The sequence below is a fragment of the Enterococcus florum genome (assembly GCF_004309355.1).
In the GTDB taxonomy this organism is placed as follows: Bacteria; Bacillota; Bacilli; order Lactobacillales; family Enterococcaceae; genus Enterococcus_A; species Enterococcus_A florum.
Window position 1 is genome coordinate 20,653 of the sequence record NZ_BJCC01000006.1, and the last position, 23,468, is coordinate 44,120.

Consider the following 23,468-nt stretch of genomic DNA (forward strand, 5'->3'; position numbering starts at 1 on the left):
AAATAGATGTGTTTTAATTAAATTGAGTCCTATTTTATAAGAGGGAAATAACGATAGCTGCTACAGTCGAAGAGGTTAACTGGTTGAAAATATCCACTAGAAAAAAGAAGTGATGCAAAATAAAGGAGGGTCAAAAAAATGAAGAAGCGGGGTAAAAATGAAGAGATTAAAAAAGGTCATCTGCAGCAGCGTTTTGTCTTCAAGAAATTCAATAGGCAGCTGATTAGTATTGTTGGATCAACCATGTTGCTATTAGGAAATTACGCTTTTGTTCCGATCCAAGTCTTGGCTAATGAAACAACTGAAATAAAGGGTGAAGAAACGCTTTCCACAGAATCCGAATTACCTATTCTTTCTACCAATGAATCGCTGCCCACAGCCGATCCAGTCGAACAGCCACAAGAAGATATTACACCATCTAGTGAAACTACTGAGACAGCAGAACAAATACTACAATCAGAGAAAACGGAAGTTACAGAGGAAGAAACACTAGAGTCAACAGAGGAATCAGATAAATTATCTGTGCGAGGACGAGGATTGCCGCAAAGTCCCACTGCAAATGCAGGAGACTGGTACGCCGAAGAAGAAAACGGTTATATGGTTATAAAGGGTTACAGCGGTGACGGTGTAAGCATCACGATCCCTTCAGAAATTGAGAACAAACCAGTAGCGATTGATCTCAAAACGGTACTAGGCTCACACCTTGAAGGATATGACGTAATGACTCAAACCTTTGCAATTGAAGCATCAGGCACTAGTGGACCAGTAAAGTTGACGGGATCATTCGCAGGGTTGTTTGCGAATAATTCTGCTTTAGCATCTGCTGCATTTGCAGATGCAGATACTTCAGCAATTACTAACATGGCTCATATGTTCCGAGGTTGTAGCAACCTCATCAGTTTGGATGTGTCAAACTGGAATACAGAAAACGTAACAAACATGGGTAGTATGTTTACTGGCTGTAGCAATCTTAGTAGTTTGAATGTGTCAAGCTGGAATACAGAAAAAGTAACAAGGATGGACTATATGTTTGCTGAATGTAGTAATCTCAGCAGCTTAGATCTGTCAAATTGGAATACAGAAAACGTAATAGAGATGTACTGGATGTTTGCTAACTGTGGCAATCTCACTAGTTTAGAGGTCTCAAACTGGAAAACGGAAAACGCAACAGATATGAACTATATGTTCTATAACTGTAGCAACCTCATCAGTTTGGACGTGTCAAACTGGAATACAGAAAACGCAACAATAAATAGAATGTTTGAAAACTGCAACAACCTCTCCGAGCTAACCTGTTCCAAATCGTTCAAAATGGACTCTCAGCAACAATTACGCAGTCTACCCACTCCAGAAAATGATGGGAAAACGACCTATCATTGGGTGAGGGATAATCGCGAAGAAGTGTACCCTTCGACGGCTGATCTAATCAGTGGGCACAATAGTTTATCAGATGCGAATGTTCATACCTACACGATTCAAAAGAAACACGCAGTTTCTTTTGATGCAGATGGTGGAAGCGATCAACCTGCAGCAACCACTGTCTGGGATCAGGAAGTACTTGCTGTTCCTGACTATAAGGGAACCAAAAGAGACCACAACTTTATCGGATGGAACTTGAACGGTCAGCCTTATGATTTTACCCAGCAAGTGACTGAACCACTAGAACTAAAGGCAAATTGGGAGCAATCTGAGTGGATAACTGAGGATGCAGGTACTTACACTAGGATTATTGGTTATACCGGAACAGGAGAGAACATCAAGGTTCCGTCAACACTTTATGATAAGCCTGTAGAGATTGATCTAGGGGCGGTTCTAGGTTCAAAATTGAGTAAAACAAAAACCTTTGCAATTGAAGCATCAGGCACTAGTGGACCAGTGAAGTTGACGGGATCATTCGAAAGGTTGTTTATGATTAATTATGGGCTAACGTCTGCTACATTTGCAGATGCAGATACTTCAGCAATTACTAACATGGCTTATATGTTCCAAGACTGTAGGAATCTCATAAGTTTGGATGTGTCAAACTGGAATACAGAAAACGTAACAAACATGAGTGATATGTTCTATGACTGTAGGAATCTCAACAGTTTGGATGTGTCAAACTGGAATACAGAAAACGTAACAAGCATGAGTAGTATGTTTTGTGGTTGTGAGAAGCTCATTAGTCTAGATATCTCAAACTGGAATACAGAAAACGTAACAAGAATGAATGCTATGTTCTATAACTGTAGCAACCTCAACAGTTTGGATATCTCAAACTGGAATACAGAAAACGTAACAAGCATGAGTAGTATGTTTGCTGGCTGTAGCAACCTCAACAGTTTGGATATCTCAAACTGGGATACAGAAAAAGTAGATCACATGTATAATATGTTTGATGGTTGTGGGAAGCTCATTAGTTTAGATATCTCAAACTGGAATACAGAAAATGTAAAGAATATGGAATTTATGTTTGATGGCTGTAGTAACCTCATCAGTTTGGACTTGTCAAGCTGGAATACAGAAAACGTAATATGGATGAACTGGATGTTTGCTAACTGTGGCAATCTCACCAGTTTAGATATCTCAAGCTGGAAAACCGAAAACGCAGCAATAAATAAAATGTTTGAAAACTGCAACAACCTCTCCGAGCTAACCTGTTCCAAATCGTTCAAAATGGACTCTCAGCAAGATTTACGCAGTCTGCCCACTTCAGAAAATGATGGAAAAACGACCTACCATTGGGTGATGGATGACGAAGAGAATGTGTTTGATTCAACAACTGATTTAATTAGTGGACATAATGGATTATCGGATACGAAGGCACATACTTACACGATTCAAAAGAAACATAAAGTAGCCTTTGATGTCACCGGTGGCAGTACGGAGTTGACTGCTCAACGAATTTTCGAAAATAGAAAAGTGGCTGATCCGAACTATAATGGAACGAAAGCCAACCATCAATTTACCGGCTGGACGCTTGAGGGGGAAGCATTTGACTTTGATCAGACGAAAATTACTGCGCCTATTCAATTGGTCGCAACTTGGCGGCTGAATCAATATTCGATTGGTTTCAATAAAAATGGCGGGACAGGAACGATGCAGGATCAAGAGCTGAAGTATGACGAAGAAAAACCATTGTCTGCGAACGCTTTTAGCAAAACAGGTTACACCTTCACTGGCTGGAACTCCCAAGCCGATGGACATGGAGAGAAATCGTATACAGATCAGCAGACGGTAAAGAATCTTTCTGCCACAGATGGTGAGACAATTACTCTTTACGCGCAATGGCAAGCCAATTCCTATCAGATTCACTTTGATTCGAATGGTGGCGAGGGAACTCAAGCACCCCAAGGGATGACCTATGATCAGGATGCGAAGCTGACAGAGCATATTTTTACCAAAAAAGGCTATAAATTTAGTGGCTGGAATACTCAAAAGGATGGTAAAGGGCAAGCCTATGCAGACAAAGAAACTGTAAAAAATCTTACAGATGAGAACAATGGTCAGGTTACGCTGTTTGCTCAATGGACCGCTGAAACCTACACCATCACTTTCGATAGCAAAGGCGGTGAAGCTGTTCCGAATAAAGAATACACCGTCGAAACTGAAACATTCTTATTGCCTGAAGCTAATCGTAAAGGCTATACCTTCTTAGGCTGGTACGATGATGAAACCAAAGTCGAATCAATCGAAAAAGGAACGACCGGCAATAAACAGCTGGTAGCCAAATGGGAAGCCATCGAATATAAAGTCACCTTCGACAGCGCAGGTGGTTCAGAAGTTCCAGCCCAAAGCTACACAGTGGAAAAAGGGATCGATGCTTTCACCACACCAACCAGAACGGGCTACGCGTTCCAAGGCTGGTATGACGGCGAAACCAAAGTTGAATCAATCAAAAAAGGCTCCATCGGAAATAAAAATCTGATAGCCAAATGGAAAACGATTGCCTACGAGGTAACTTTTGATAGTGCGGGTGGCAGCACCATCCTAGCCCAAAGCTATACGATCGAAAAAGGCATTGACAGTTTCGATACACCAACCAGAAAAGGGTATACGTTCCAAGGCTGGTACGACGGCGAAACGAAAGTCGAATCAATCGAAAAAGGAACAACTGGCAATAAACAGCTGTTAGCCAAATGGGAAGTCATCGAATACCAAGTCAGCTTTGACAGCGCAGGTGGTTCAGAAGTTCCAGTCCAAAACTATACAGTGGAAAAAGGGATTGATACGTTCACCACACCAACTAGGACTGGCTACACCTTCTTAGGCTGGTATGACGGCGAAACCAAAGTAGAAAGCATCAAAGCAGGAGAAACGGGCAACCGTGCATTGACTGCCAAATGGACAATGGACACTTATACCATCACCTTTGACAGTAATGGTGGCGAAGCAGTTGAGGATAAGAAGTATACAGTTGAAACGGACACTTTCTCATTACCAGAGCTAACTCGTGAAGGCTACACATTCCAAGGCTGGTACGACGGCGAAACGAAAGTCGAATCAATCGAAAAAGGAACAACTGGCAATAAACAGCTGTTAGCCAAATGGGAAGTCATCGAATACCAAGTCAGCTTTGACAGCGCAGGTGGTTCAGAAGTTCCAGCCCAAAACTATACGATCGAAAAAGGCATTGACAGTTTCGATACACCAACCAGAACCGGATACACGTTCCAAGGCTGGTACGATGGCGAAACGAAAGTCGAATCAATCGAAAAAGGAACGACTGGCAATAAACAGCTGGCAGCCAAATGGGAAGTCATCGAATACCAAGTCAACTTTGACAGCGCAGGCGGTTCAGAAGTTCCAGCCCAAAGTTACACGGTGGAACAAGGCATTGATACTTTCACGACACCGAGCAGAACCGGATACACGTTCCAAGGCTGGTATGATGGTGAGACCAAAGTAGAAAGCATTCAAGCAGGAGAAACCGGTAACCGTACATTGACTGCCAAATGGACAATGGACACTTATACCATTACCTTTGACAGTAATGGTGGCGAAGCGGTTCCAAATAAAGAATACACCGTCGAAACTGCAACCTTTAAACTACCAGAGCTAACGCGTGAAGGCTACATCTTCCAAGGCTGGTACGATGGCGAGACGAAAATCAAATCCATCGAAAAAGGAACGACTGGCAATAAACAGCTGTTAGCCAAATGGGAAGTCATCGAATACCAAGTCACCTTCGACAGCGCAGGTGGTTCAGCAATTCCAGTCCAAAGTTACACGGTGGAACAAGGCATAGATACGTTCACGACACCGAGCAGAACAGGCTACACATTCCAAGGCTGGTATGACGGCGAAACCAAAGTAGAAAGCATCCAAGCAGGAGAAACGGGCAACCGTACATTGACTGCTAAATGGACAATGGACACTTATACCATTACCTTTGACAGTAATGGTGGCGAAGCAGTTTCACCAATCGAGTATAACGTTGAAACGAAGACCTTCTCCTTGCCTAACCTAGAACGAGAGAGCTACATCTTCTTGGGCTGGTACGATGGGGAAACCAAAGTCGAAACGATTGAAAAAGGAATGACGGGGAATAGAGCATTGATTGCTAAATGGACAGCCGTTGAGTATACAGTCACCTTCGATAGTGCTGGCGGTTCAGCACTTCCAGCCGAAACTTATACAATCGAAAAAGGGATCGATGAGTTCACCACACCAACCAAGACTGGCTACACCTTCTTGGGCTGGTTCAATGAAGACAAAGAAAAGATCACAAGTATTAAAGCTGGCGCAACCGGCAATTGTACGCTGACTGCTCAATGGCAAGCCAATCAATATACCGTAACCTTTGATTCAAATGGCGGAGCAGGGGAGCTTCCACCGCAGCAATTGATCTATGACGAAGCAGCCAAACTATCTGAAAATACCTTTACCCGTGATGGTTATACCTTCGTCGGCTGGAACACCCAAGCAGACGGAAAAGGTACCACCTACACAGATAGCCAAGAGGTCAAAAATTTGATTGCAGAACCAAACGGCGCAATCACACTATTTGCCCAATGGAAAACCAAGAAGACTGCATTGGAGGACCTGGTCAACAAAGAACAAGAAACCCAACGCGACAAAAACAAGTACACAGAAGACAGCTGGAAGAACTACGAAGCGGCACTGGAAAAAGCGAAAAAAGTGCTGGCGGACGAAAAAGCCACCCCTCAACAAATCGACACAGCTTTCACAGAACTAAAAACAGCTATCGCCAACTTAAAGCCAATCGAGAAGCCTAGCGGAACAACAACCGGAACGTCAAGCAAGCCAACCAGTACGCATAAGACCTACCCGACAACCTATACCGCAGCAAAGAATTATCCTCGAACAGGAATGATCGCAGATCCCGGTCTAGTGATCGTTGGATTAGCCACAGTAGGTGTTGCTTTGGCAGGTTGGTGGAAGCGAAAAGAGAAATAAGTAAAGCATAAAGGATCAAAAACAAATGAAACGTTTGTTTTTGATCCTTTTGTATGACCTATAGAGTAAAGCCGAATCGTATCCGATAATAATTAATCCTTGGAATGCTCTTATCAATTTTCGAAAAGCTTGCGAACCTATAAAATCAATTCATTACAATTCCTTATCCTCTTCTTGTTAGCTTCTAATAAGCTCGAACTCGGTCTACCTGTACTTTTCGTAGGTTGACGGGATCCCTTCATCTTGACGTTAAGCCAAGCGGATTTTTTCAATTTTTTGGCAATTGTATGGAGTATCGATCAGATAGATTTGATTTCATGCTATAATACCCAAATAATACAAGATTCGATTCAGAAAAATGGGGGGTTACTTTTGGAGAAGAAGTATATTTTTTTCGACATTGATGGGACACTGACTGACCGAAAAACCGATCAGATCGTTCCTAGTGCGCAAAGGGCTTTGGAGCAGCTGCAGGCCAATGGTCATTTTGTGGCGATCGCCACAGGTCGTGCGCACTACAAAGCAGCGCCTTTTATGGAAGAGATTGGTTTGGAAAATATGGTGTGCTGTGGTGGTGGTGGGCTGGTGCGAGAACACAAACTTTTGCGAAACAAGCCTTTAGAGATCGAGAAGGCGCGAGCACTGATTCATCAAGCCGAAGAATTGGGTTATGGCATGTTGATCATGTTGGAGGATTCAATCAAAGTCTGGGCCAAAGATGACAAATTTCGTGAGCAGGTAGGGGAACGTCAAGAGGTGACAGAATATGTCTTTGATCCTGACTTGGATGTTGACAGTCTTGAGGAAATCTACAAAATCTATATTTCTATTTCAAAAGAAGAAGAGCACAGACTCACGCTGAAAGACACGATAGGTTATCTGCGTTTCGTGCCTGAATATTTGATTTTCCAGTATGATGATAAATACAGCGGCATCGTGGAGATGATGCAGCTTGTGGGTGGTGAGCTTTCGGATGTAGTCGTGTTTGGCGACGACACCAATGATTTAGTGATGTTCCATCCGCAATGGACCAATATCGCTATGGGCAATGCTCCACAAGAATTGAAAGACAAAGCCGACTATGTGACACAGCCGAATGTCAACGATGGCATTTTTAAAGCCTGCCGCAAGTTCGGCTGGATCTAAGTTCTAACAAGTAGAAAACCCAAGGCCTCGTCTTCAGTAGAATTCCACTGAAGCAGGAGGTCTTGGGTTTATTTTTTTAAACGCCTTTATATATCTTAAGTGGCCGCTCGCGTTTGCTGAATTTTAGAAACAGCTCCGACAAGAGATAGTGGCATAATTCGCCGCAGAAGAAGGCGAGATAAATTCCAACGACCCCTAAAAAAGGCGGCAGAAGCAACAGAGCCAGCTGAATAAAACCAACACATCTCAAGAAGGAAAGCAAAATCGCCATGATACTTTGCTCTGTTACTTGGAAATACAAGATGTTCATTAGAGTGACCCCAATCGGAAAAAAAGCCAGAAAGTAGACCTTCATCATAGCCGCCGCCATCTCCGTCAATTCTGGACTCCTAGTGACGAAAATCGCAGAAAGTGAATCTCCGAAAAAGAATACGGCAGCGTAGATAAGGATCGTAGCAGTCAAAGCTGCTTTGATGGCCATTTTTCGAACAGCTCTGACAGAATCCAATTCGGCCTGGCCATAGCGGAAACTCATGATCGGCTGTGTCCCTTGTGTCAACCCAATCAAAACCATATTGAACATTGAACAAATGTACATCACGATACTGTAATAAGAAACGCCGATTGCTCCGACGACCGACATTAGAACTAAATTGAAGCTAAACGCTACGACAGATTGACTGAATTCCATTAAAAAGGTAGGTAATCCGTTGAAGAGTATTTTTTGGATATCTTGTTTGTTCCAATAAACTTTTGTAAAACGCAGGACTCGCTTTTCCTGCAAGAAATGGGTCGCAAAGATCAAAACCGAGATCGTTTGGCCAATCCCAGTCGCAATGGCGGCACCAGCCAGGCCCATGTCGAAAACCATGATAAATAAGTAATCCAATACAATATTTACAACAGTCCCCGTCAATGTCCCCGCTAATTCTCTTCGTGGGGCATTGTCATTTCGCACAAAAATGCTGAGACCTAATCCAGGAATATAAATGGTGCCAAATAGAGCGATCCACCAGAGGTACTCTCGTACATAGGGCAGCAACGTGTCATTGGCCCCTAGTAGTCGTCCAACCGTTGGCGTAAAGATTAGAACAAAAACATTAAGCAAAATACCGATTGCGACCAATAAATACAGGCTTTGCAAAAAGATATTGTTGGCAACCTGTTCCTTTTGACGTCCTCGGTTGATCGAAAATTGATTGGCACCACCGATCCCGATCAGCATCGTCAACGCAATTTCCAGCATAATAAATGGATAGACAATGTTGATTGCGCCCAATCCAAGCTCGCCAACCCCGCGTCCAACGAAAATTCCATCAATGATATTGTAAAGAGAAGAGACCACCATACCGATCACCGCGGGAATCGCGTATCGGGAAAGCTCTTTGCCAAGACCGCGTGTTTTTTGTGTTTGAGACATTTACATGTACCTCCTGGATACGATGTTTTGCCTGCAAAAAAGGATAAGCGAATCCTTCGATGCGATGCCTAGCCATCGTAAAGAAATTTTCGCTTATCCGGTATAAATACGTTTGTTACCTCCGCGTCACTAGGTAGTCTAGCAAAGTTAAAATTTAATGTCAATCTCGCAAAAAACTGCTTGCTCCAAACTCCATAATGAAACAACCCAACCAGCACTATGCTGTTTAAGAACAGAAGGGCATCATCGTAAAGAGCTTCTTTAATATTCGTTATGAGATCTCCTTGGAATAGTTGCTTTTTTAAACTCGTTGTTCGTGGATTGCCATCGATAATTTATGTTTATCAAGATCGCTGAATGAGGCTATCGACGAAATGAAAGCGGTTAATGAAGAGTAGTGACTTTTTGTGCAAGGCATTCTATACTTACTATATAGTGTGATACAGAATGAGGCTGTAGGAAAGGGTGTCGATCCATTTTTAAAAGAAATTTTTACATGGTTTGGCAAAGAGAAAATCAATATAAAGGAGTGTTTATCTTGAAACCGACAAAAAAGGCAAGTGAAATGACTGTAGAGGAATTGGGCAGCTACATCGATCAGTCTGTATTAAAACCAGAATTTACAGAAGCAGAAATTCGCCAGTACATTCAAGAAGGTATCGACTATCACTGTAAAACAGTGTGTATCAATCCAACGGCATTGGATATTGCAGCTGAATTAGTAAAAGGGACAAAGACGGAAATCTGTGTGGTTTGTGATTTCCCATTCGGTGCCAGCACAACAGAATCAAAAGCTGTTCAAGCGGAATTGTATTGCAAACGCGGTGATGTAGCAGAATTGGATATCGTAGCAAATTATGGGTGGATCCGCAGCGGAAAATGGGCAGACGTAACAGCCGACATCAAAGCAGTGGTGGATGTTTGTCATAAATATGGTACGATCGTCAAAGTCATTTTCGAGACAGACGCATTGACAGTGGAGGAAGTGAAAAAAGCAGCAGAATGTGCGATTGAATCAGGTGCCGATTTCTTGAAGACCAGCACCGGATTCCTGACTGGTTTCGAGGCGCATGGCGCAACACCGGAAATTATTCAAGTGATAATGGACGTTGCTAAGGGCCGAGCAAAGATCAAGGGTAGCGGTTGCATCCGTGATCAAAAGCACTTCTTCCAATTGATCGATATGGGGATTGATCGGATGGGAATCGGCTATAAATCAACACCTGTTGTATTAGGAGTAGACAAACCAGAAAAAAGCTAGAAAACTTTTTAATTAGAATCGGCTTGATACATGAGGGAACAAAGCGCTTTTTGCTATTGTTCCCTTTTTTGACTGAAGTGTGGAAGAAGCGCTAGATAAAAAGTGAAACCAACACTTGCATTGTTGATTTCACTTTTAATCTAATTCAATAGAAAACTATTAACACCAACGATCAATCAATGTATCTCTTGTTTCTTCAAATCCTCTCTCGGAAACCTCGATCTATTCGTCCATAGTGTAGTGGTATGGGGAAAATTCTTTCAGATTTATAGTTGTATAAGTAATTCTTCATTCGATTTTTTTATGCGTGGAAAAAAATCGGATGAAGGCGTAGCGAGGAACAGTAACCGAGGCGGCTGTTATTGTCTGCTGGCTAAAAGAGGCCGTTATATTTTTGCAGCGGCCAATATTTCAGACAGCAATTTTGAGAAAAGATGAGCAGGGTAACACCCTCCCGATTGCCGCCGTTTGTCTACTCTCTTGTTGTTTCGGACACGCCTATCCAGCCGCTGCTACAATTTTTTTATTTCCGTTGGGTGTTCGTTTAGCACAAATCATGTTCTCATTGTATCCTTGTTACCCGTAAAACTTCTTCAACAAAGCGTTCACTTTCATTTATCCACGGACTATGCCCGGAATGTTCAAACCATATAATTTCTTTTTCAGGTGCAGATAATATAGAGAAGTAATCTTCAACTAAAGAAGTAGGTGCGTTCACATCATGCCGCCCCAAAAAGAAGTAGACTGGGACTTCAAGCGTCGGATAATCTATTCTCAAATCAACATCATAAAGCTGTGGATAAACACCGTTGAACGTGTTGACAATGCCTCGCAGATAGTTACTCTTGTCAAGTAAGCCATACTCGTTGGAAAACAGGTCGCGGAATGTATTATAGCCGCCATTTTGGATTGCCGGATTTTGTGCCATATGCGAGCTTAAGTAATTTAGATATGCTGCGCTTTTCCATGTGACATCTTTCCCGTAATAAGGGGGCATTCCATTGGCTTCAAGAGTCTTTATTATTTTACCATCACCTTTATCACGGGCAATTTCCATAGCCAGTTCATAATCCGTAACCTCGGTTTCAAGGAAGGACACCATCTGGCCTGTGCCAATAAAGGAATGATACAATTCGGGGGCTTTATCAATAAGAAAAATCCCTAACGCGCTGCCCCACGACTCCCCAACAAGATATATTTTTTTCTGTCTAAAAGTTTCACACAAGTATTTTGTCAGCTCGTAACCATCTTCTATATAGGTGTCAACTGTAATATTTCCAATCCTCATTGCCCCGTAGGATTTGCCCGATCCGGCTTGATCCCAATTCACCACAACAAAATATTGCTCAAGTTCAGCTAGGTCATGCCTTACCGCCGCCATTTGTGAGCCGCCTGGACCACCGGCCAGAAACAGCAAAACCGGTTTGTTTTTATCGTTTCCGCGAATGCTAATCCATTCCTCGCGCCCGTTCAATGACACCTTGCGAAGTTCCGCTATACTATTCTCACCACTTATTGCGGGCGTTGATGCTGTAAATTGTGAGATACTTACTAATCCAGCACACAAGCCTATTGCTACTACTAAAACTATCATGTTCTTTTTTGTCCGGCGATTTGCCGAGCCTTTTTCCATCTTTCGTATGTGCTTCACCAACAAGGCAATTCCGTTAATAAGGAAAGCAATTAGAGCAACTACGACAATAATTAGCAATATCGCAAAGACAATCGTAACAATCATAAGCCCCCACCTTGAATTTTTTTGACCAATGGTCAACTTTAATATAGCAGATATTTGAACGGTGGTCAACTTAGGTTTTATGATATACTGCATTTAAAGGTGGTGATGAACGTGGATAAGAAAGAAATCATTTTAGATGCTTTGCGGGAGTTATTCAAAGAAGGCAAGGCGGGTACGGCTTCAGTAAGCGATATTGCAAAGAAAGCCGGGATTGCCAAAGGTGGACTATATTATTACTTTCGTTCAAAGGAAGAAGTATTGGATGCTCTAGTGATGCGTGAATATGAAGACATTATTCAGGCTTGCAAAGAGCTTGTGGAGCAGAGCAATGGAAATGCCCTCCAAAAGCTGGCACTTTTACTCAAAACGTATCGCAATTCCTATGTTGACACCTCTTTGGACGAATATTTGCACATGCCGCAGAACGCCGCCATACATCAAAAATCTTTGGCACAGATATTGTCCTCACTGTCGCAAATTATATCGCGTATCATTGAGCAAGGTATTGAAGAAAATACCTTTATTTGCGAATATCCACAAGAATACGCTGAAATCCTCATGTCGGTGTTTACATTCCTGCTTGACCCAGGCATTTTCCCGTGGACAGCTGAGCAATATGTTATGAAACTAAAGGCTTTAGCTGATATGTTGGAAAAAGGGCTTCGTGCGCCGAAAGACAGTTTCGCATTTCTTTATTCAAATAATTAATCGCCTTTGGCTTTCTCTACAAACTCAAAAACTTCGAGTCAACTTGACCCGAAGTTTTTTCTATTCGCTAACTCATAGATAGAAGCTTTCTCTTGCAATAGCTCGGCTAATTCAAGCAGGTTGTGTACGCAAAGATCGGCTCCTTCTTGGTAGAATGTATTCGCTGCTTGCTGATTGAGTTCCTGTTTTTCCTCTGGGAGCAGCGCTTGGTATTCCTCCATCGACAATCCCATGACTGAGCTGCCTTCTGTTACAGCAATACTAAAAACACCAGCATTTTTTCCTTCTCGAATGTCTGAAATGGTATCGCCAACTTTAATGACCTCACTCATTTCACGATTTTTAAAAAAGCGCATGTTTTCAAAAATCATGAACGGATAGGGTCTGCCTAAAGAGTTTACGTCATCAGGTGTTACCAGGTGATCGGGTGCATAGCCCTCAATTTTTGCGGTTTCGGCTACTACCTTCATCATTTCGTTAGTGTAGCCGGTCGTAGAGCCGATCTTAAACCCAGCTGCCTGCAGCTGATCGACGGCTTTTTTTGTATCCGGCTTTAGATGACTATTTTCAGCTAAATCGGCAAATAAGTAATGTTCAAAATCTTGGTAGATACTGTCTACGTCATTTTCGTCAGAAGGGCTGCCGTACTGCTCCAACCATTCTTGTTTAACGCGATCTAGTGCCAATAACTGCCGAATGTGTTCGACCTTCAACAGGCCCATCGGTTTTCTAATTTCTTGGTTGTTCAGTTGAATGCCTTTATTAGCAAAAGCTTTTTGAAAGGCCAAGACCGGAGCCATACAGCCAAAGTCCACAGTCGTCCCGGCCCAATCTAAAATAATAGTTTTAACTGACATGTGCGACCTCCCCATATTTTCCAATGACTTCTGATAAACGATGGATATCCTCTGGATACACTTCCCCAATGTTTCCGATTCTGAAACAGTCGACATCACTGATTTTTCCTGGATAGATGACGAATCCGTTGATTTTCAAATGGTTGTAAAAGCTCTTGAAATCAAAATCTTGATTTTTCGGATACAAAAAGGAACTGATAAACGGTCCTTGATGCTTATCCAGCAAGGGTTCATACCCAAGCTCGCTCATTTTACGACGCAAAAGACAATTGTTCGTACTGTAGCGTAAAAAGCGCTGTGTGATGCCTCCTTCCAAACGCAATTCTTCTAACGCTTGGCGAAAAGCCAGGACAGTATGCGTAGGGGAGGTGAAGCGCCATTTCCCATCTTTTTCCATCGTGACATATTGGTCGTATAAATCTAAGGAAATGGTCTTTGCTAAATGTTTCCGTTTCAACAGCTCATGCCGTTTGGCAAGAACAAAGGAAAATCCTGGAACGCCTTGAATGCATTTGTTGGCACTGGAGACTAGGAAATCGATTTTTAATTCTCCAACATTGATTGGGATGCCTCCAAAGCTGGACATGGCGTCTACGATAAAGAGCACTCCCTGTTGAGCAGCCACTGCAGAAATAGCCTCTAAATCGTTCAAGATTCCTGAGGTAGTCTCGCTGTGGACCATCGCTAGAGCGGTAATAGATGTATCGGATTCAAGGATCCTCTGGATGTCTTTGGCTTTTAAAGCTTTTGTTTCTGGTACCTCATAAACAGTATGGGTTACTTGGTGTCGTTCGCACATATCGACCATTCGATGCCCATAGGCACCATTGACGCAGACCAAGATGTGATCGTTCGGCCGCAGCATGGAACTTAAGACAGATTCAACTCCGAATGAGCCGCTGCCTTGCATAAGGATCGTCGTATAATCAATCGCTGAAACTTCAGCCAAATCTAGCAGCTCTTGACGAATTTCTTGCGTAATGGTTTTGTATTCATCATCCCAAGTGCAATGATCTTGCATCATAACCTTTTTAACAGTGCTGGTCGTAGTGAGCGGACCTGGGGTCAATAATTTGTAGTTCATTTTCCACCTCTTAGTCGATTAATTTCTGATGTTCTGTTAACAATTCAGCGGTCAATTCTTCTGGAAAGACTTTCTGCTGTTGGGCAACTTGCAGGCTGCTGACATCTTCCTTCTCATATAGAGCACTTGGGTAGATCGTCAATAACTCTTTTCTCCCATGCTCTAAAATTGTATTGACCATTTTCATTGCTTCAGGTTTAGTGTTATCGCCTTTGTTTACAACAGCTAAGGATTCTGTCAAGGTGTAGGTCCCTTCTTCAGGTTCAACATAATTGATCGGCAGGCCTTCATTTTTATCTTTGACTGCTTGATGGCGTAGACCGAAGCCGACTGCAACTTCACCTAACCGGACTTTTTTGATCGGGCCAGAGCCAGAGCTTTCCAAATGATCGCCAGCATTTTGATAGATCTCCTTTAAGATCGTCTTCGCATCGTCTTTTCCATAGCTGTCGATCAGGGCTTGGAATAAAAGCCATGCTGTAGAGGATTGTTTGATATCAGAGATTGACAACACGCCTTTGTATTTTGGATCAGCAAGATCCTTTAAGCTGGTAGGCACAGGTAAATTCAGTTCTTTCATCCGTTCCGTATTGTAGAAGATCGCTCCTTCTTGTACGGTAAAAGGAGCAGCATACTCTGGAATCTTTGCGATGGGATCAAGAGCGAGGTCTAGTTTTTCAAACATGTCCTTTTTATTTTGAGCACTGGTGAGATAGAAGGTGCTCATCGTGACCAGATCGGCTTCGATCTTTTCTCCTTCTGCTAACAGCTTGCTGCCAAGCTCAGACGTACCGTAAGTTTGCAGGATATAGTTGTCTTCGTAGCCATTATCGTCTAATACCTTTTTGATGACTTCAACAGGTTCTTCGTCTGCGTTGGTGTAAATCACCACTTTCTTATTTTCTGCACTACCGTTGCTGCAGGCGCCGAAGAAGAGGACGCACAAGATGCAAGAGAGACAAGCGAAAAGATGTTTTTTGTTCATGATTGGTTAAACTCCTTTTTAATAGTTGGATGATGCCTTGCATGATCAGATTGATCATTAACAAGAAAAGTGAAAGCATAAATATATCGTTAAACCGACCAAAATGCTGCAATTCTTTCAATTTGGCCGTAATAACCATCGTGTTGGCACTAGTCAGGAAGATGACTGCGCTGATAGTGATCATTGCGTTGAAAAAGTAATAGCCGAACATTTCTAAGATCGTCAGCTTTGAATTTGGAATCAAAATCCGGCGGATCGTATCGATCCAACGGTCTCCCATCAATTTGGCTGTGTTTTCCCAGTTCAGATTCATTTTTTGCAGGGCCTCTTTTGCCAGTTGGTAAGGTGTTGCAAAGTAATGAACCACAGTAGAAATAATCAGAATAGCCAACGTGTTGTGTAAAATACTGCCGCCAAACAGCAGCAAGAAAGCAACTCCGAGAACCATACCAGGAATCGAATTGGTGACCGTGGAGATGCTGTCAATTATGTTGTGCAGTCTGCCGGTTTTCCGCTCTCTGGAGGTAAGGATCGCTGCAAAATAGGCCAAAACCGTTCCGATCACTGCTGTTGATACGGCCATTGTCAAAGAATTTCTCAAGGTCAATCGCAGGCTGTCGTCTTCTAAAAAACGAGTTAAATGGACCAAAGTCGGTTGGATGCGATAGGGCCATTCCGTTGTAAATGGAATCACTACTAGAATCAAAAAGATACATAGGAGAAAGCCTGAGGTCGTCAAAAAGAGCAGGCGGAATCCCCAATCGCGGAGTTTGTTGGTTTTTAGAACAACTCTTTGCGGTTTCTCATAGCGTACGATTTTTTTCTGTAAATGGTTCAGCACGATGATACTGATGATCGAAGGCAAAAGCATGGTTATCGCGATCATTGCCCCATATTGAAAATCTGGAATCGTTCCCATGAACCCTTCATAAAGTAAAGTAGTAATGAATGGCGTTTGACCGCCGACTGCACTAGGTACCCCAAAATCTGTGAATGCCATAAAAAAGCCCTGCAGAAATGCAACTGCCAACACACGATACAACGGTTCAAAAATAGTTTTTTTCAGCGTTCGAGCAGGTGAATCCCCCATTAATCGTGAGACCAAAAAGAGGCGTGCATCTAAATATTTCATGGCATTGTTGATCAAGATAAAGATCGGCGGCAGAGTATAGATAATAAAGCCCATCAAAATACCGATACTTCCATAAATATTAAATAATTGATGCTGGAACAGCTTGCTCCAAAGCCCTTGCTTGCCAAAAGCATAAATCAAGACGAAGCCATAAGTGATCGTCGGTAGAAGCATCGGAAACTGCAAGATGCTGGAATTGATCATCAAAAACGGCTGTCCGATTTTTGTGAAATTATTACCGTAAGCCAATAAAAAGGCCAAGATAGTAGAGATACTTGCTGCAAGGACTGCATACCATAAACTGTTCGAGAAAGCAGTCTGCCATTTTTGATTAAAGATTTGCGAAAATTGAGCGAAATCTCCGCCTTGAGCAAAAGGAAAAGCAGTCAAACCGATCTTTATCAAGGGGATGGCTAGAAAAAGCAGAAAGAAGAATAGAACAACCCAATTTGTCAGCTGCTTTAATGAGAGTTTGTTTTTCATGATTCTTTCCTTTGCAATGATTGTTGGAATATTTCTTGAATGTTTCGCTGTTTGATCATTAATTGATTAATGATGAATTCCTGAACGAAATGACAAGACGCACGATTCATGATTTCGATCGGCGTGCTGTATTGAGCGATTTTTCCGTTGTCTAACACGACGATTTTATCTGACATAGTCAACGCCTCTTCGGGATCGTGAGTCACGATGATGATCGTCAAATGAAGCTTTTTTGCGATCTCCTGAATTCGAGCTTTGATCGACTCCTTGATAACGCCGTCCAAAGCGCTCAACGGTTCGTCTAAAAGTAGAATCTGCGGTTTCATCACCAAAGTCCTTCCTAAAGCCACGCGTTGCTTTTGCCCGCCAGACAGCTGGTGAATCAGTTTGTCCAAATGTTTTGTCAAGTCCAGCAGCTGAATCAATTCATTGATCTCTTCCTCTGAGGAGTGCTCTTTGCGATTTTTTAACCCATAAGTCAGGTTTTGATAAGCTGTCAAATTGGGGAAAAGGGCATAGTCTTGAAAGACTATGTTGAAGGGACGTTTTTCCATTGGGACATTCGTGATGTCTACGCCTTTAAAAAAAAGATTCCCTTCTGAAGGCTCTTCAAGACCAAGGATGATATTCAACAGTGTTGTTTTCCCTGATCCAGATTGACCTAAGATCGACACGATCTCTCCCTGATGGATTTCTAAGTTGATGTTGTCCAACACCGTTTGCTTATGAAACTGCTTAGAAATATGTTTGATTGTTAACATGGTCTCAACTCCTTTAACGCGAGTATAGCGAAGTAGTGTAAAGGCAAGATCAAGTTTGTGAAAAAATAGAATAAAGTTTGTTATGTTTGTGTAAAGAATGTAAAGGCAAAAAAACAAAACAACTATCAAGATCCAAATCATCTATAGTGCACTAATTTTTCCGTTCAATGTGTCAAGACACTTAATGGAGTTAGAAGATGAAGAGAACAATGAAATGGACCTGCTTAGCAGTTGTTTTTTTGTTGACGGGTTGCGGGAGAGAATCAGAAGAATCTGTGGAAGAAAAAGAATTAGCACCAAAAACATCATTGATTTCAGGAGTTGACGGTGTGGATGATCGGTCATTTAATCAAGCTGGCTGGGAGGGTTTGGATAAGTGGGGAAAAGAACACGGATTAAAAGCAAGGAAGACTACACCTATGTCGAAACAAATCAGCCGCAAGACAACAGTACAAACATCAGTCAGGCAGTTGAGAATGACTACGACCTGATCATTAGTCTGAGCTACCTGCAGGCAGATGCATTAAAAGAAGCAGCTGAATTGAATCCTGAGAAAAAATTTGCGTTGATTGATGATACAATCGAAGGTGTAGATAATAGTACCTCCGCAACCTTTAGAGACAACGAAAGTGCCTATTTAGCAGGGATCGCTGCGGCATACACCACCAGAACAAATAAGGCTGGGTTTATCGGTGATCCAACGTTTTGACACGGGGGTCGCCGCAGGTGTAAAAGCGGGTGCTGAAGAACTGGGAAAGGAAATTGACGTGATCAAGAAGATGAAGGAGAATATACGGATGTAAATGGCTGTGCCGACAATTTCACCTTGACTTCTACCAAGAAAAATGTAGGAACAGCCGTTACTACCATTGCACAATCTGCTTATGATGATACCTTTTCCGGCGGCAAACACTTGGTTTTGGGGATGGAGGAAGTCGGCGTTGATTTAACAGATGGAGAACTGACGGAAGAAGTGAAGCAGGTAGTTAAAACAGCTAGAGAAAAAATCATTTCTGGGAAAATCGTTGTTCCTGAGAGCTAAACGCAAATGTCCGGCCCCTAGTCATTCAGAGGACGGACATTTATTTGAGTTTGCTTTCACCAATTCGATTTGCCGAAAAGACTTTCTTCTATTATAAATGAGGAAAACTCAACTAAGAGAATGAGTAGTGGGGTTTTTCAAGAAATTCTCAACCACTTGCGCATCCTCTTCGGTGCGTGAAATCACTAATAAGGTATCAAAGCTGGCCATCGTAGCAACGATATACGGAGTGGAGAAATCGTCCAGTACAGCTGCAAACAGATTGGCATTGTCAGGAATCGTATGGACCACGGTCATGAATTGCACACGATCGACTTTGACGACCACATCTTCGATCATGCGCTCCAATCGCTCGATATCTTCATCTTCGGTATTTTGCTTTGGCTCCTCGAACAACTCAAATCGCGGCAGACCGTTCTCATCAATGGTTTTGACGATTTGAAGATCGCGAATGTCTCTTGAAATAGTTGCCTGAGTTGGGGTAACTCCTTCCTTTTGCAGGTAGTCCATCAGTTCATTTTGATTACGGATGGCGTGTATGGCAACCAGCTGTTTGATCAGTTCATGACGTTCTTTTTTACGCATAGTTTTCTCCTTGGAATTTTATCTTTTGAATAGGTATCTAGAAAGGTCAAGCTTAAGAATGACCGATAGCAGAATGAAAAAATCCATTGCTGGATTGATTTTTATGCATTAAGTATAGCAGAAAAGAATATTTTTAAAAGGTTTATTCATAAAAAGGTTTTTAGACCGATTTTCGCTAAATAGAAAAGAATAATCGTTGCTTTCTTGAAGTGTCTCCTGTATAATATCTAATTGTGTGTGGGCGACCACAGACAAAATCCACATCTTGATTTGATTAGCGAGAGGGTGCTTCATACATGAAGTCTGTTGCTGAGTTGACGGTCAGGAGAGGGAACAAAAAAACCAAATTGGAGGAAACAAAACATGTCAGTATTGTCTATGAAACAATTACTTGAAGCCGGCGTACATTTTGGACACCAAACACGTCGCTGGAACCCAAAAATGAAGAAGTACATCTTCACAGAAAGAAACGGAATCTACATCATTGACTTGCAAAAAACAGTTAAATTGGTAGATTCAGCTTACAACTACATGAAGGATGTTGCTGAAGACGGCGGCGTTGCTTTATTTGTAGGTACTAAAAAACAAGCACAAGAAGCCATTAAAGAAGAAGCGACTCGTGCAGGCCAATACTATGTAAACCATCGTTGGTTAGGCGGAACATTGACGAACTGGGATACGATCCAAAAACGTATCGCTCGTTTGAAAAACATCAATGCGATGGAAGCAGACGGAACATTTGATGTATTGCCTAAAAAAGAAGTTGTTGGCTTGAATAAAGAACGTGAACGTCTTGAAAAATTCTTGGGCGGTATCGCTGATATGCCAAGAATTCCAGATGTAATGTATATCGTTGACCCTCGTAAAGAACGTATCGCGGTTCAAGAAGCACATAAATTGAACATTCCGATCGTTGCAATGGTTGATACAAACTGTGATCCAGATGAGATCGATGTAGTGATCCCTTCAAATGACGATGCGATCCGTGCTGTGAAATTGATCACTGCTAAAATGGCGGATGCATTTATCGAAGGCAACCAAGGGGAAGACCAAGTAGCTGAAGCAGACTTCGTAGCAGAAGATGGCGGACAAGCAACTTCAATCGAAGAAATCGTTGATGTTGTAGAAGGCGGCAACGCTTCTACAGAATCAGCTGAATAATTTCGTAGCTTAAGCTGCTTCAAAGATAAAACCAACCTTTGAAGCAGCTTTTTTAGAAAAATTAGAGGAGGCCCATGAAAATGGCACAAGTAACAGCTAAACTAGTTAAAGAATTACGCGACATGACTGGCGTAGGTATGATGGATGCGAAAAAAGCATTAGTAGAAGTAGAAGGCGACATCGACAAAGCTGTAGACTTCTTACGTGAAAAAGGCATGGCGAAAGCGGCTAAGAAAAATGACCGTATCGCTGCTGAAGGATTGGCTTCTGTTGCTGTAAACGGCAATACTGCAGCAATCGTTGAAGTGAACTCTGAAACTGACTTCGTTTCTAAAAACGAAAAATTCCAAAACCTAGTAAAAGAAATCGCTGAATTAGTAGCTGCAAATAAACCTGCTAACTTAGAAGAAGCGATGGAATTGAAAGCTTCAAAAGGCACAATCGCTGAAGAATTGATCGAAGCAACCCAAGTTATTGGAGAAAAAATCAGCTTCCGTCGCTTCAACGTACTAGAAAAAGCAGATAATGCTGCATTTGGCGGATACTTGCATATGGGCGGCCGTATTGCGGTATTGACAGTTTTAAGTGGGACAACTGACGAAGAAGTTGCAAAAGATGTGGCTATGCACGTAGCAGCGATCAACCCTCGTTATGTGAATGAATCTCAAATTCCTCAAGAAGAATTAGAACACGAAAAAGCTGTTTTAACAGAACAAGCTTTAAATGAAGGCAAACCTGAAAAAATCGTTGAAAAAATGGTTGAAGGTCGTCTGCAAAAATTCAAAGCAGAAATCGCTTTGGTTGACCAGCCATTCGTAAAAGATCCTGATATGACTGTTGAAAAATACGTAGCTTCAAAAGGCGCAACTGTTGAAGGCTTCGTACGTTTTGAAGTTGGCGAAGGTATCGAAAAACGCGAAGACAACTTTGTAGAAGAAGTAATGAACCAAGTCAAAAAATAAGTCTGTTTTTTAACAGTTGGGGACGCATGATTGATTGATGCGCTCCCTTTTTTTAAGCAAAACCAATAAAAACTGGCTTCAAAAGCAGAGTATGCTAAAATGGCTATAGAGTGACTGTGGAGGAATCGAAATGAAAGAACCAAGATACAAACGTGTCGTATTGAAATTAAGTGGTGAAGCATTAGCAGGTGAAGAAAAATTCGGCATCAACCCACCAATCATTTCAGAAATCGTGGAAGAAATCAAAGAGGTTCACGAATTGGGCATTGAGATGGCGATCATCGTAGGCGGCGGAAATATCTGGCGCGGACAAATCGGCGCTCAAATGGGCATGGAACGTGCACAGGCTGACTACATGGGGATGCTGGCAACGGTGATGAATGCTTTGGCTTTGCAGGATGCATTGGAAAATATCAATGTACCAACGCGAGTTCAAACGTCCATCGAGATGCGCCAAATAGCAGAACCTTATATTCGTCGGAAGGCAGAACGTCATCTTGAAAAAGGACGAATCGTTATTTTTGCCGGCGGAACTGGAAATCCCTATTTCTCAACAGATACCACTGCTGCTTTACGCGCTGCTGAAATCAATGCAGACGTGATCCTAATGGCGAAAAATAATGTCGATGGTGTTTACTCGGCAGATCCAAAAATTGATCAAAATGCGATCAAATTTGATGAGTTGACACATTTAGATGTGATTGCCAAAGGACTACAGGTAATGGATTCTACTGCAAGCTCTCTAAGTATGGACAACGACATTCCATTGGTTGTCTTTAATTTGAACGAAGCTGGCAATATCAAACGTGTCGTTTTAGGTGAAAATATCGGAACGACAGTAAGGGGGAAATAAACATGGCAGATGCAATAATGAACGAAACAAAAGACAAGATGAAAAAGGCTGAGGAGTCATTACAGCGTCAACTTGGCCAAATTCGTGCGGGGCGTGCGAATGCAAGTCTGCTAGACCGCATTACCGTCAACTATTATGGTGCGCCAACGCCGGTCAACCAGTTGGCTTCGATCTCAATTCCTGAAGCACGTGTCTTGATGATCACACCATTTGATAAAAGCACGATCGGAGATGTCGAAAAAGCGATCTTGGCAAGTGACATCGGGTTGAATCCTGCAAACGACGGCAATGTGATTCGTCTTGTGATTCCTCAACTAACAGAAGACCGTCGGAAGGAATTGGCTAAAGAAGTAAAGAAAGAAGCAGAAAATGCGAAAATCGCTGTCCGCAACATCCGACGCGATGCAATGGATGACTACAAAAAACAACAAAAAAATGGCGACATCACTGAGGATGACTTACGCAACATGGAAAAAGACATCCAAAAACTAACCGATGACAGTGTAAAAAGAATTGATACGATCGTTGCTGAAAAAGAAAAAGAATTATTGGATGTTTAATACTTAAACTGATACATGTAAACGTGTATCAGTTTTTTGTTTTTTTACCATTAGTAACTTGTGATTTAAAGCGCAATTGTGCGACTACTCACTTTTTTGAATCAGGAAGATAAATTAGAAAACCAACAGCGAGATTCAATGACTTCTGAGTCTCTTGATGTTTGTTAAAATAAAGGAATTAATCTAACAGGTCTTGAAGTGACACATTATCGGATTGAAAATCAAAAATTGCCGCATTGCTGTTTATGAAAAATAATAATTGAATAAGGACGTTTGAAAAATACTTCTGTCTAGTTCTTCTATTTATTCAATTTGTTATGTATTCAAAAAG

16 protein-coding genes and 1 pseudogene are annotated in these 23,468 nt (G+C 42.0%); 9 read left to right on the forward strand and 8 right to left on the reverse strand.

All coding sequences use genetic code 11. The features are described from left to right. Positions 1 to 138 precede the first annotated feature (138 nt). Positions 139 to 6,399 (forward strand): InlB B-repeat-containing protein, encoded by a 6,261-nt coding sequence (locus NRIC_RS03030; RefSeq protein ID WP_146621229.1) that lies wholly within the window; start codon positions 139 to 141, stop codon positions 6,397 to 6,399. A 372-nt stretch (positions 6,400 to 6,771) separates the two neighbouring features. After that, on the forward strand, positions 6,772 to 7,545 hold the full coding sequence (locus tag NRIC_RS03035) for a Cof-type HAD-IIB family hydrolase (protein WP_146621230.1): 774 nt from the start codon (positions 6,772 to 6,774) through the stop codon (positions 7,543 to 7,545). A gap of 76 nt (positions 7,546 to 7,621) precedes the next feature. On the opposite strand, the gene NRIC_RS03040 is transcribed toward NRIC_RS03035, so the two are convergent. Next, the gene (locus tag NRIC_RS03040) at positions 7,622 to 8,965 is read right to left on the reverse strand and encodes an MATE family efflux transporter (RefSeq protein ID WP_146621231.1); all 1,344 of its coding nucleotides are present in this window, start codon (positions 8,963 to 8,965) and stop codon (positions 7,622 to 7,624) included. Positions 8,966 to 9,503: 538 nt separating this feature from the next. On the opposite strand from NRIC_RS03040, the gene deoC reads away from it, so the two are divergent. Further along, positions 9,504 to 10,226: a deoxyribose-phosphate aldolase gene (deoC, locus tag NRIC_RS03045; protein WP_146621232.1), complete on the forward strand. Its 723-nt coding sequence runs from the start codon at positions 9,504 to 9,506 to the stop codon at positions 10,224 to 10,226. Positions 10,227 to 10,788: 562 nt separating this feature from the next. Here the strand turns inward: deoC and NRIC_RS03050 are convergent. Further along, the gene (locus NRIC_RS03050) at positions 10,789 to 11,964 is read right to left on the reverse strand and encodes an alpha/beta fold hydrolase (protein WP_146621233.1); all 1,176 of its coding nucleotides are present in this window, start codon (positions 11,962 to 11,964) and stop codon (positions 10,789 to 10,791) included. Positions 11,965 to 12,075: 111 nt separating this feature from the next. Here NRIC_RS03050 and NRIC_RS03055 point away from each other — a divergent pair, with 111 nt between their 5' ends. Continuing rightward, entirely contained in the window at positions 12,076 to 12,672 is a 597-nt protein-coding gene (locus NRIC_RS03055) for a TetR/AcrR family transcriptional regulator (RefSeq protein WP_146621234.1), read from the forward strand. A 38-nt stretch (positions 12,673 to 12,710) separates the two neighbouring features. Here the strand turns inward: NRIC_RS03055 and phnX are convergent, their stop codons facing one another. Genes phnX through NRIC_RS03080 form a run of 5 tightly spaced genes read right to left on the reverse strand, consistent with a single transcriptional unit; the run spans position 12,711 to position 17,974 of the window. Next, entirely contained in the window at positions 12,711 to 13,529 is an 819-nt protein-coding gene (gene phnX / locus NRIC_RS03060) for a phosphonoacetaldehyde hydrolase (RefSeq protein ID WP_146621235.1), read from the reverse strand. Continuing rightward, positions 13,519 to 14,613 (reverse strand): 2-aminoethylphosphonate--pyruvate transaminase, encoded by a 1,095-nt coding sequence (gene phnW, locus NRIC_RS03065; RefSeq protein ID WP_146621236.1) that lies wholly within the window; start codon positions 14,611 to 14,613, stop codon positions 13,519 to 13,521. The genes phnX and phnW overlap by 11 nt, the downstream gene beginning before the upstream one ends. A gap of 10 nt (positions 14,614 to 14,623) precedes the next feature. Continuing rightward, positions 14,624 to 15,598 carry an extracellular solute-binding protein gene (locus tag NRIC_RS03070; RefSeq protein ID WP_146621237.1) on the reverse strand — a complete coding sequence of 325 codons (975 nt, stop codon included), beginning with the start codon at positions 15,596 to 15,598 and terminating at the stop codon, positions 14,624 to 14,626. After that, a complete protein-coding gene (locus tag NRIC_RS03075) occupies positions 15,522 to 17,213 on the reverse strand; it encodes an ABC transporter permease subunit (RefSeq protein ID WP_146621238.1) in 1,692 nt (563 codons plus the stop codon). Before NRIC_RS03075 ends, NRIC_RS03070 begins: the two co-directional genes overlap by 77 nt. Then, positions 17,210 to 17,974, reverse strand: coding sequence for an ABC transporter ATP-binding protein (locus NRIC_RS03080; protein ID WP_146621239.1), 765 nt, complete (start codon positions 17,972 to 17,974; stop codon positions 17,210 to 17,212). The genes NRIC_RS03075 and NRIC_RS03080 overlap by 4 nt, the downstream gene beginning before the upstream one ends. Positions 17,975 to 18,183: 209 nt before the next feature. Here NRIC_RS03080 and NRIC_RS19820 point away from each other — a divergent pair. Next, positions 18,184 to 19,016 (forward strand): annotated as a pseudogene (locus tag NRIC_RS19820) (BMP family lipoprotein). 108 nt (positions 19,017 to 19,124) lie between these two features. On the opposite strand, the gene NRIC_RS03090 reads toward NRIC_RS19820, so the two are convergent. Then, positions 19,125 to 19,601 carry an arginine repressor gene (locus tag NRIC_RS03090; RefSeq protein WP_146621240.1) on the reverse strand — a complete coding sequence of 159 codons (477 nt, stop codon included), beginning with the start codon at positions 19,599 to 19,601 and terminating at the stop codon, positions 19,125 to 19,127. A 363-nt stretch (positions 19,602 to 19,964) separates the two neighbouring features. On the opposite strand from NRIC_RS03090, the gene rpsB reads away from it, so the two are divergent. The 4 genes from rpsB to frr all read left to right on the forward strand — a co-directional run bounded on the left by rpsB (position 19,965) and on the right by frr (position 23,137). After that, positions 19,965 to 20,762, forward strand: coding sequence for a 30S ribosomal protein S2 (gene rpsB, locus NRIC_RS03095; RefSeq protein ID WP_146621241.1), 798 nt, complete (start codon positions 19,965 to 19,967; stop codon positions 20,760 to 20,762). A gap of 80 nt (positions 20,763 to 20,842) precedes the next feature. After that, on the forward strand, positions 20,843 to 21,724 hold the full coding sequence (tsf, locus tag NRIC_RS03100; protein WP_146621242.1) for a translation elongation factor Ts: 882 nt from the start codon (positions 20,843 to 20,845) through the stop codon (positions 21,722 to 21,724). 130 nt (positions 21,725 to 21,854) lie between these two features. Then, positions 21,855 to 22,577 (forward strand): UMP kinase, encoded by a 723-nt coding sequence (pyrH, locus tag NRIC_RS03105; RefSeq protein WP_146621243.1) that lies wholly within the window; start codon positions 21,855 to 21,857, stop codon positions 22,575 to 22,577. Between the two features lie 2 nt (positions 22,578 to 22,579). Further along, a complete protein-coding gene (frr, locus tag NRIC_RS03110) occupies positions 22,580 to 23,137 on the forward strand; it encodes a ribosome recycling factor (RefSeq protein ID WP_146621244.1) in 558 nt (185 codons plus the stop codon). Positions 23,138 to 23,468 lie beyond the last annotated feature (331 nt).

What these genes read in the sequence shown, in the direction of transcription:
- tsf (WP_146621242.1), top strand. Translation starts at nt 20,843, where the DNA reads ATGGCACAAGTAACAGCTAAACTAGTTAAAGAATTACGCGACATGACT.
- frr (WP_146621244.1), top strand. Translation starts at nt 22,580, where the DNA reads ATGGCAGATGCAATAATGAACGAAACAAAAGACAAGATGAAAAAGGCT.
- rpsB (WP_146621241.1), top strand. Translation starts at nt 19,965, where the DNA reads ATGTCAGTATTGTCTATGAAACAATTACTTGAAGCCGGCGTACATTTT.
- NRIC_RS03040 (WP_146621231.1), bottom strand. Translation starts at nt 8,965, where the DNA reads ATGTCTCAAACACAAAAAACACGCGGTCTTGGCAAAGAGCTTTCCCGA.
- pyrH (WP_146621243.1), top strand. Translation starts at nt 21,855, where the DNA reads ATGAAAGAACCAAGATACAAACGTGTCGTATTGAAATTAAGTGGTGAA.
- NRIC_RS03075 (WP_146621238.1), bottom strand. Translation starts at nt 17,213, where the DNA reads ATGAAAAACAAACTCTCATTAAAGCAGCTGACAAATTGGGTTGTTCTA.
- phnW (WP_146621236.1), bottom strand. Translation starts at nt 14,613, where the DNA reads ATGAACTACAAATTATTGACCCCAGGTCCGCTCACTACGACCAGCACT.
- NRIC_RS03030 (WP_146621229.1), top strand. Translation starts at nt 139, where the DNA reads ATGAAGAAGCGGGGTAAAAATGAAGAGATTAAAAAAGGTCATCTGCAG.
- NRIC_RS03050 (WP_146621233.1), bottom strand. Translation starts at nt 11,964, where the DNA reads ATGATTGTTACGATTGTCTTTGCGATATTGCTAATTATTGTCGTAGTT.
- NRIC_RS03090 (WP_146621240.1), bottom strand. Translation starts at nt 19,601, where the DNA reads ATGCGTAAAAAAGAACGTCATGAACTGATCAAACAGCTGGTTGCCATA.
- NRIC_RS03070 (WP_146621237.1), bottom strand. Translation starts at nt 15,598, where the DNA reads ATGAACAAAAAACATCTTTTCGCTTGTCTCTCTTGCATCTTGTGCGTC.
- NRIC_RS03080 (WP_146621239.1), bottom strand. Translation starts at nt 17,974, where the DNA reads ATGTTAACAATCAAACATATTTCTAAGCAGTTTCATAAGCAAACGGTG.
- phnX (WP_146621235.1), bottom strand. Translation starts at nt 13,529, where the DNA reads ATGTCAGTTAAAACTATTATTTTAGATTGGGCCGGGACGACTGTGGAC.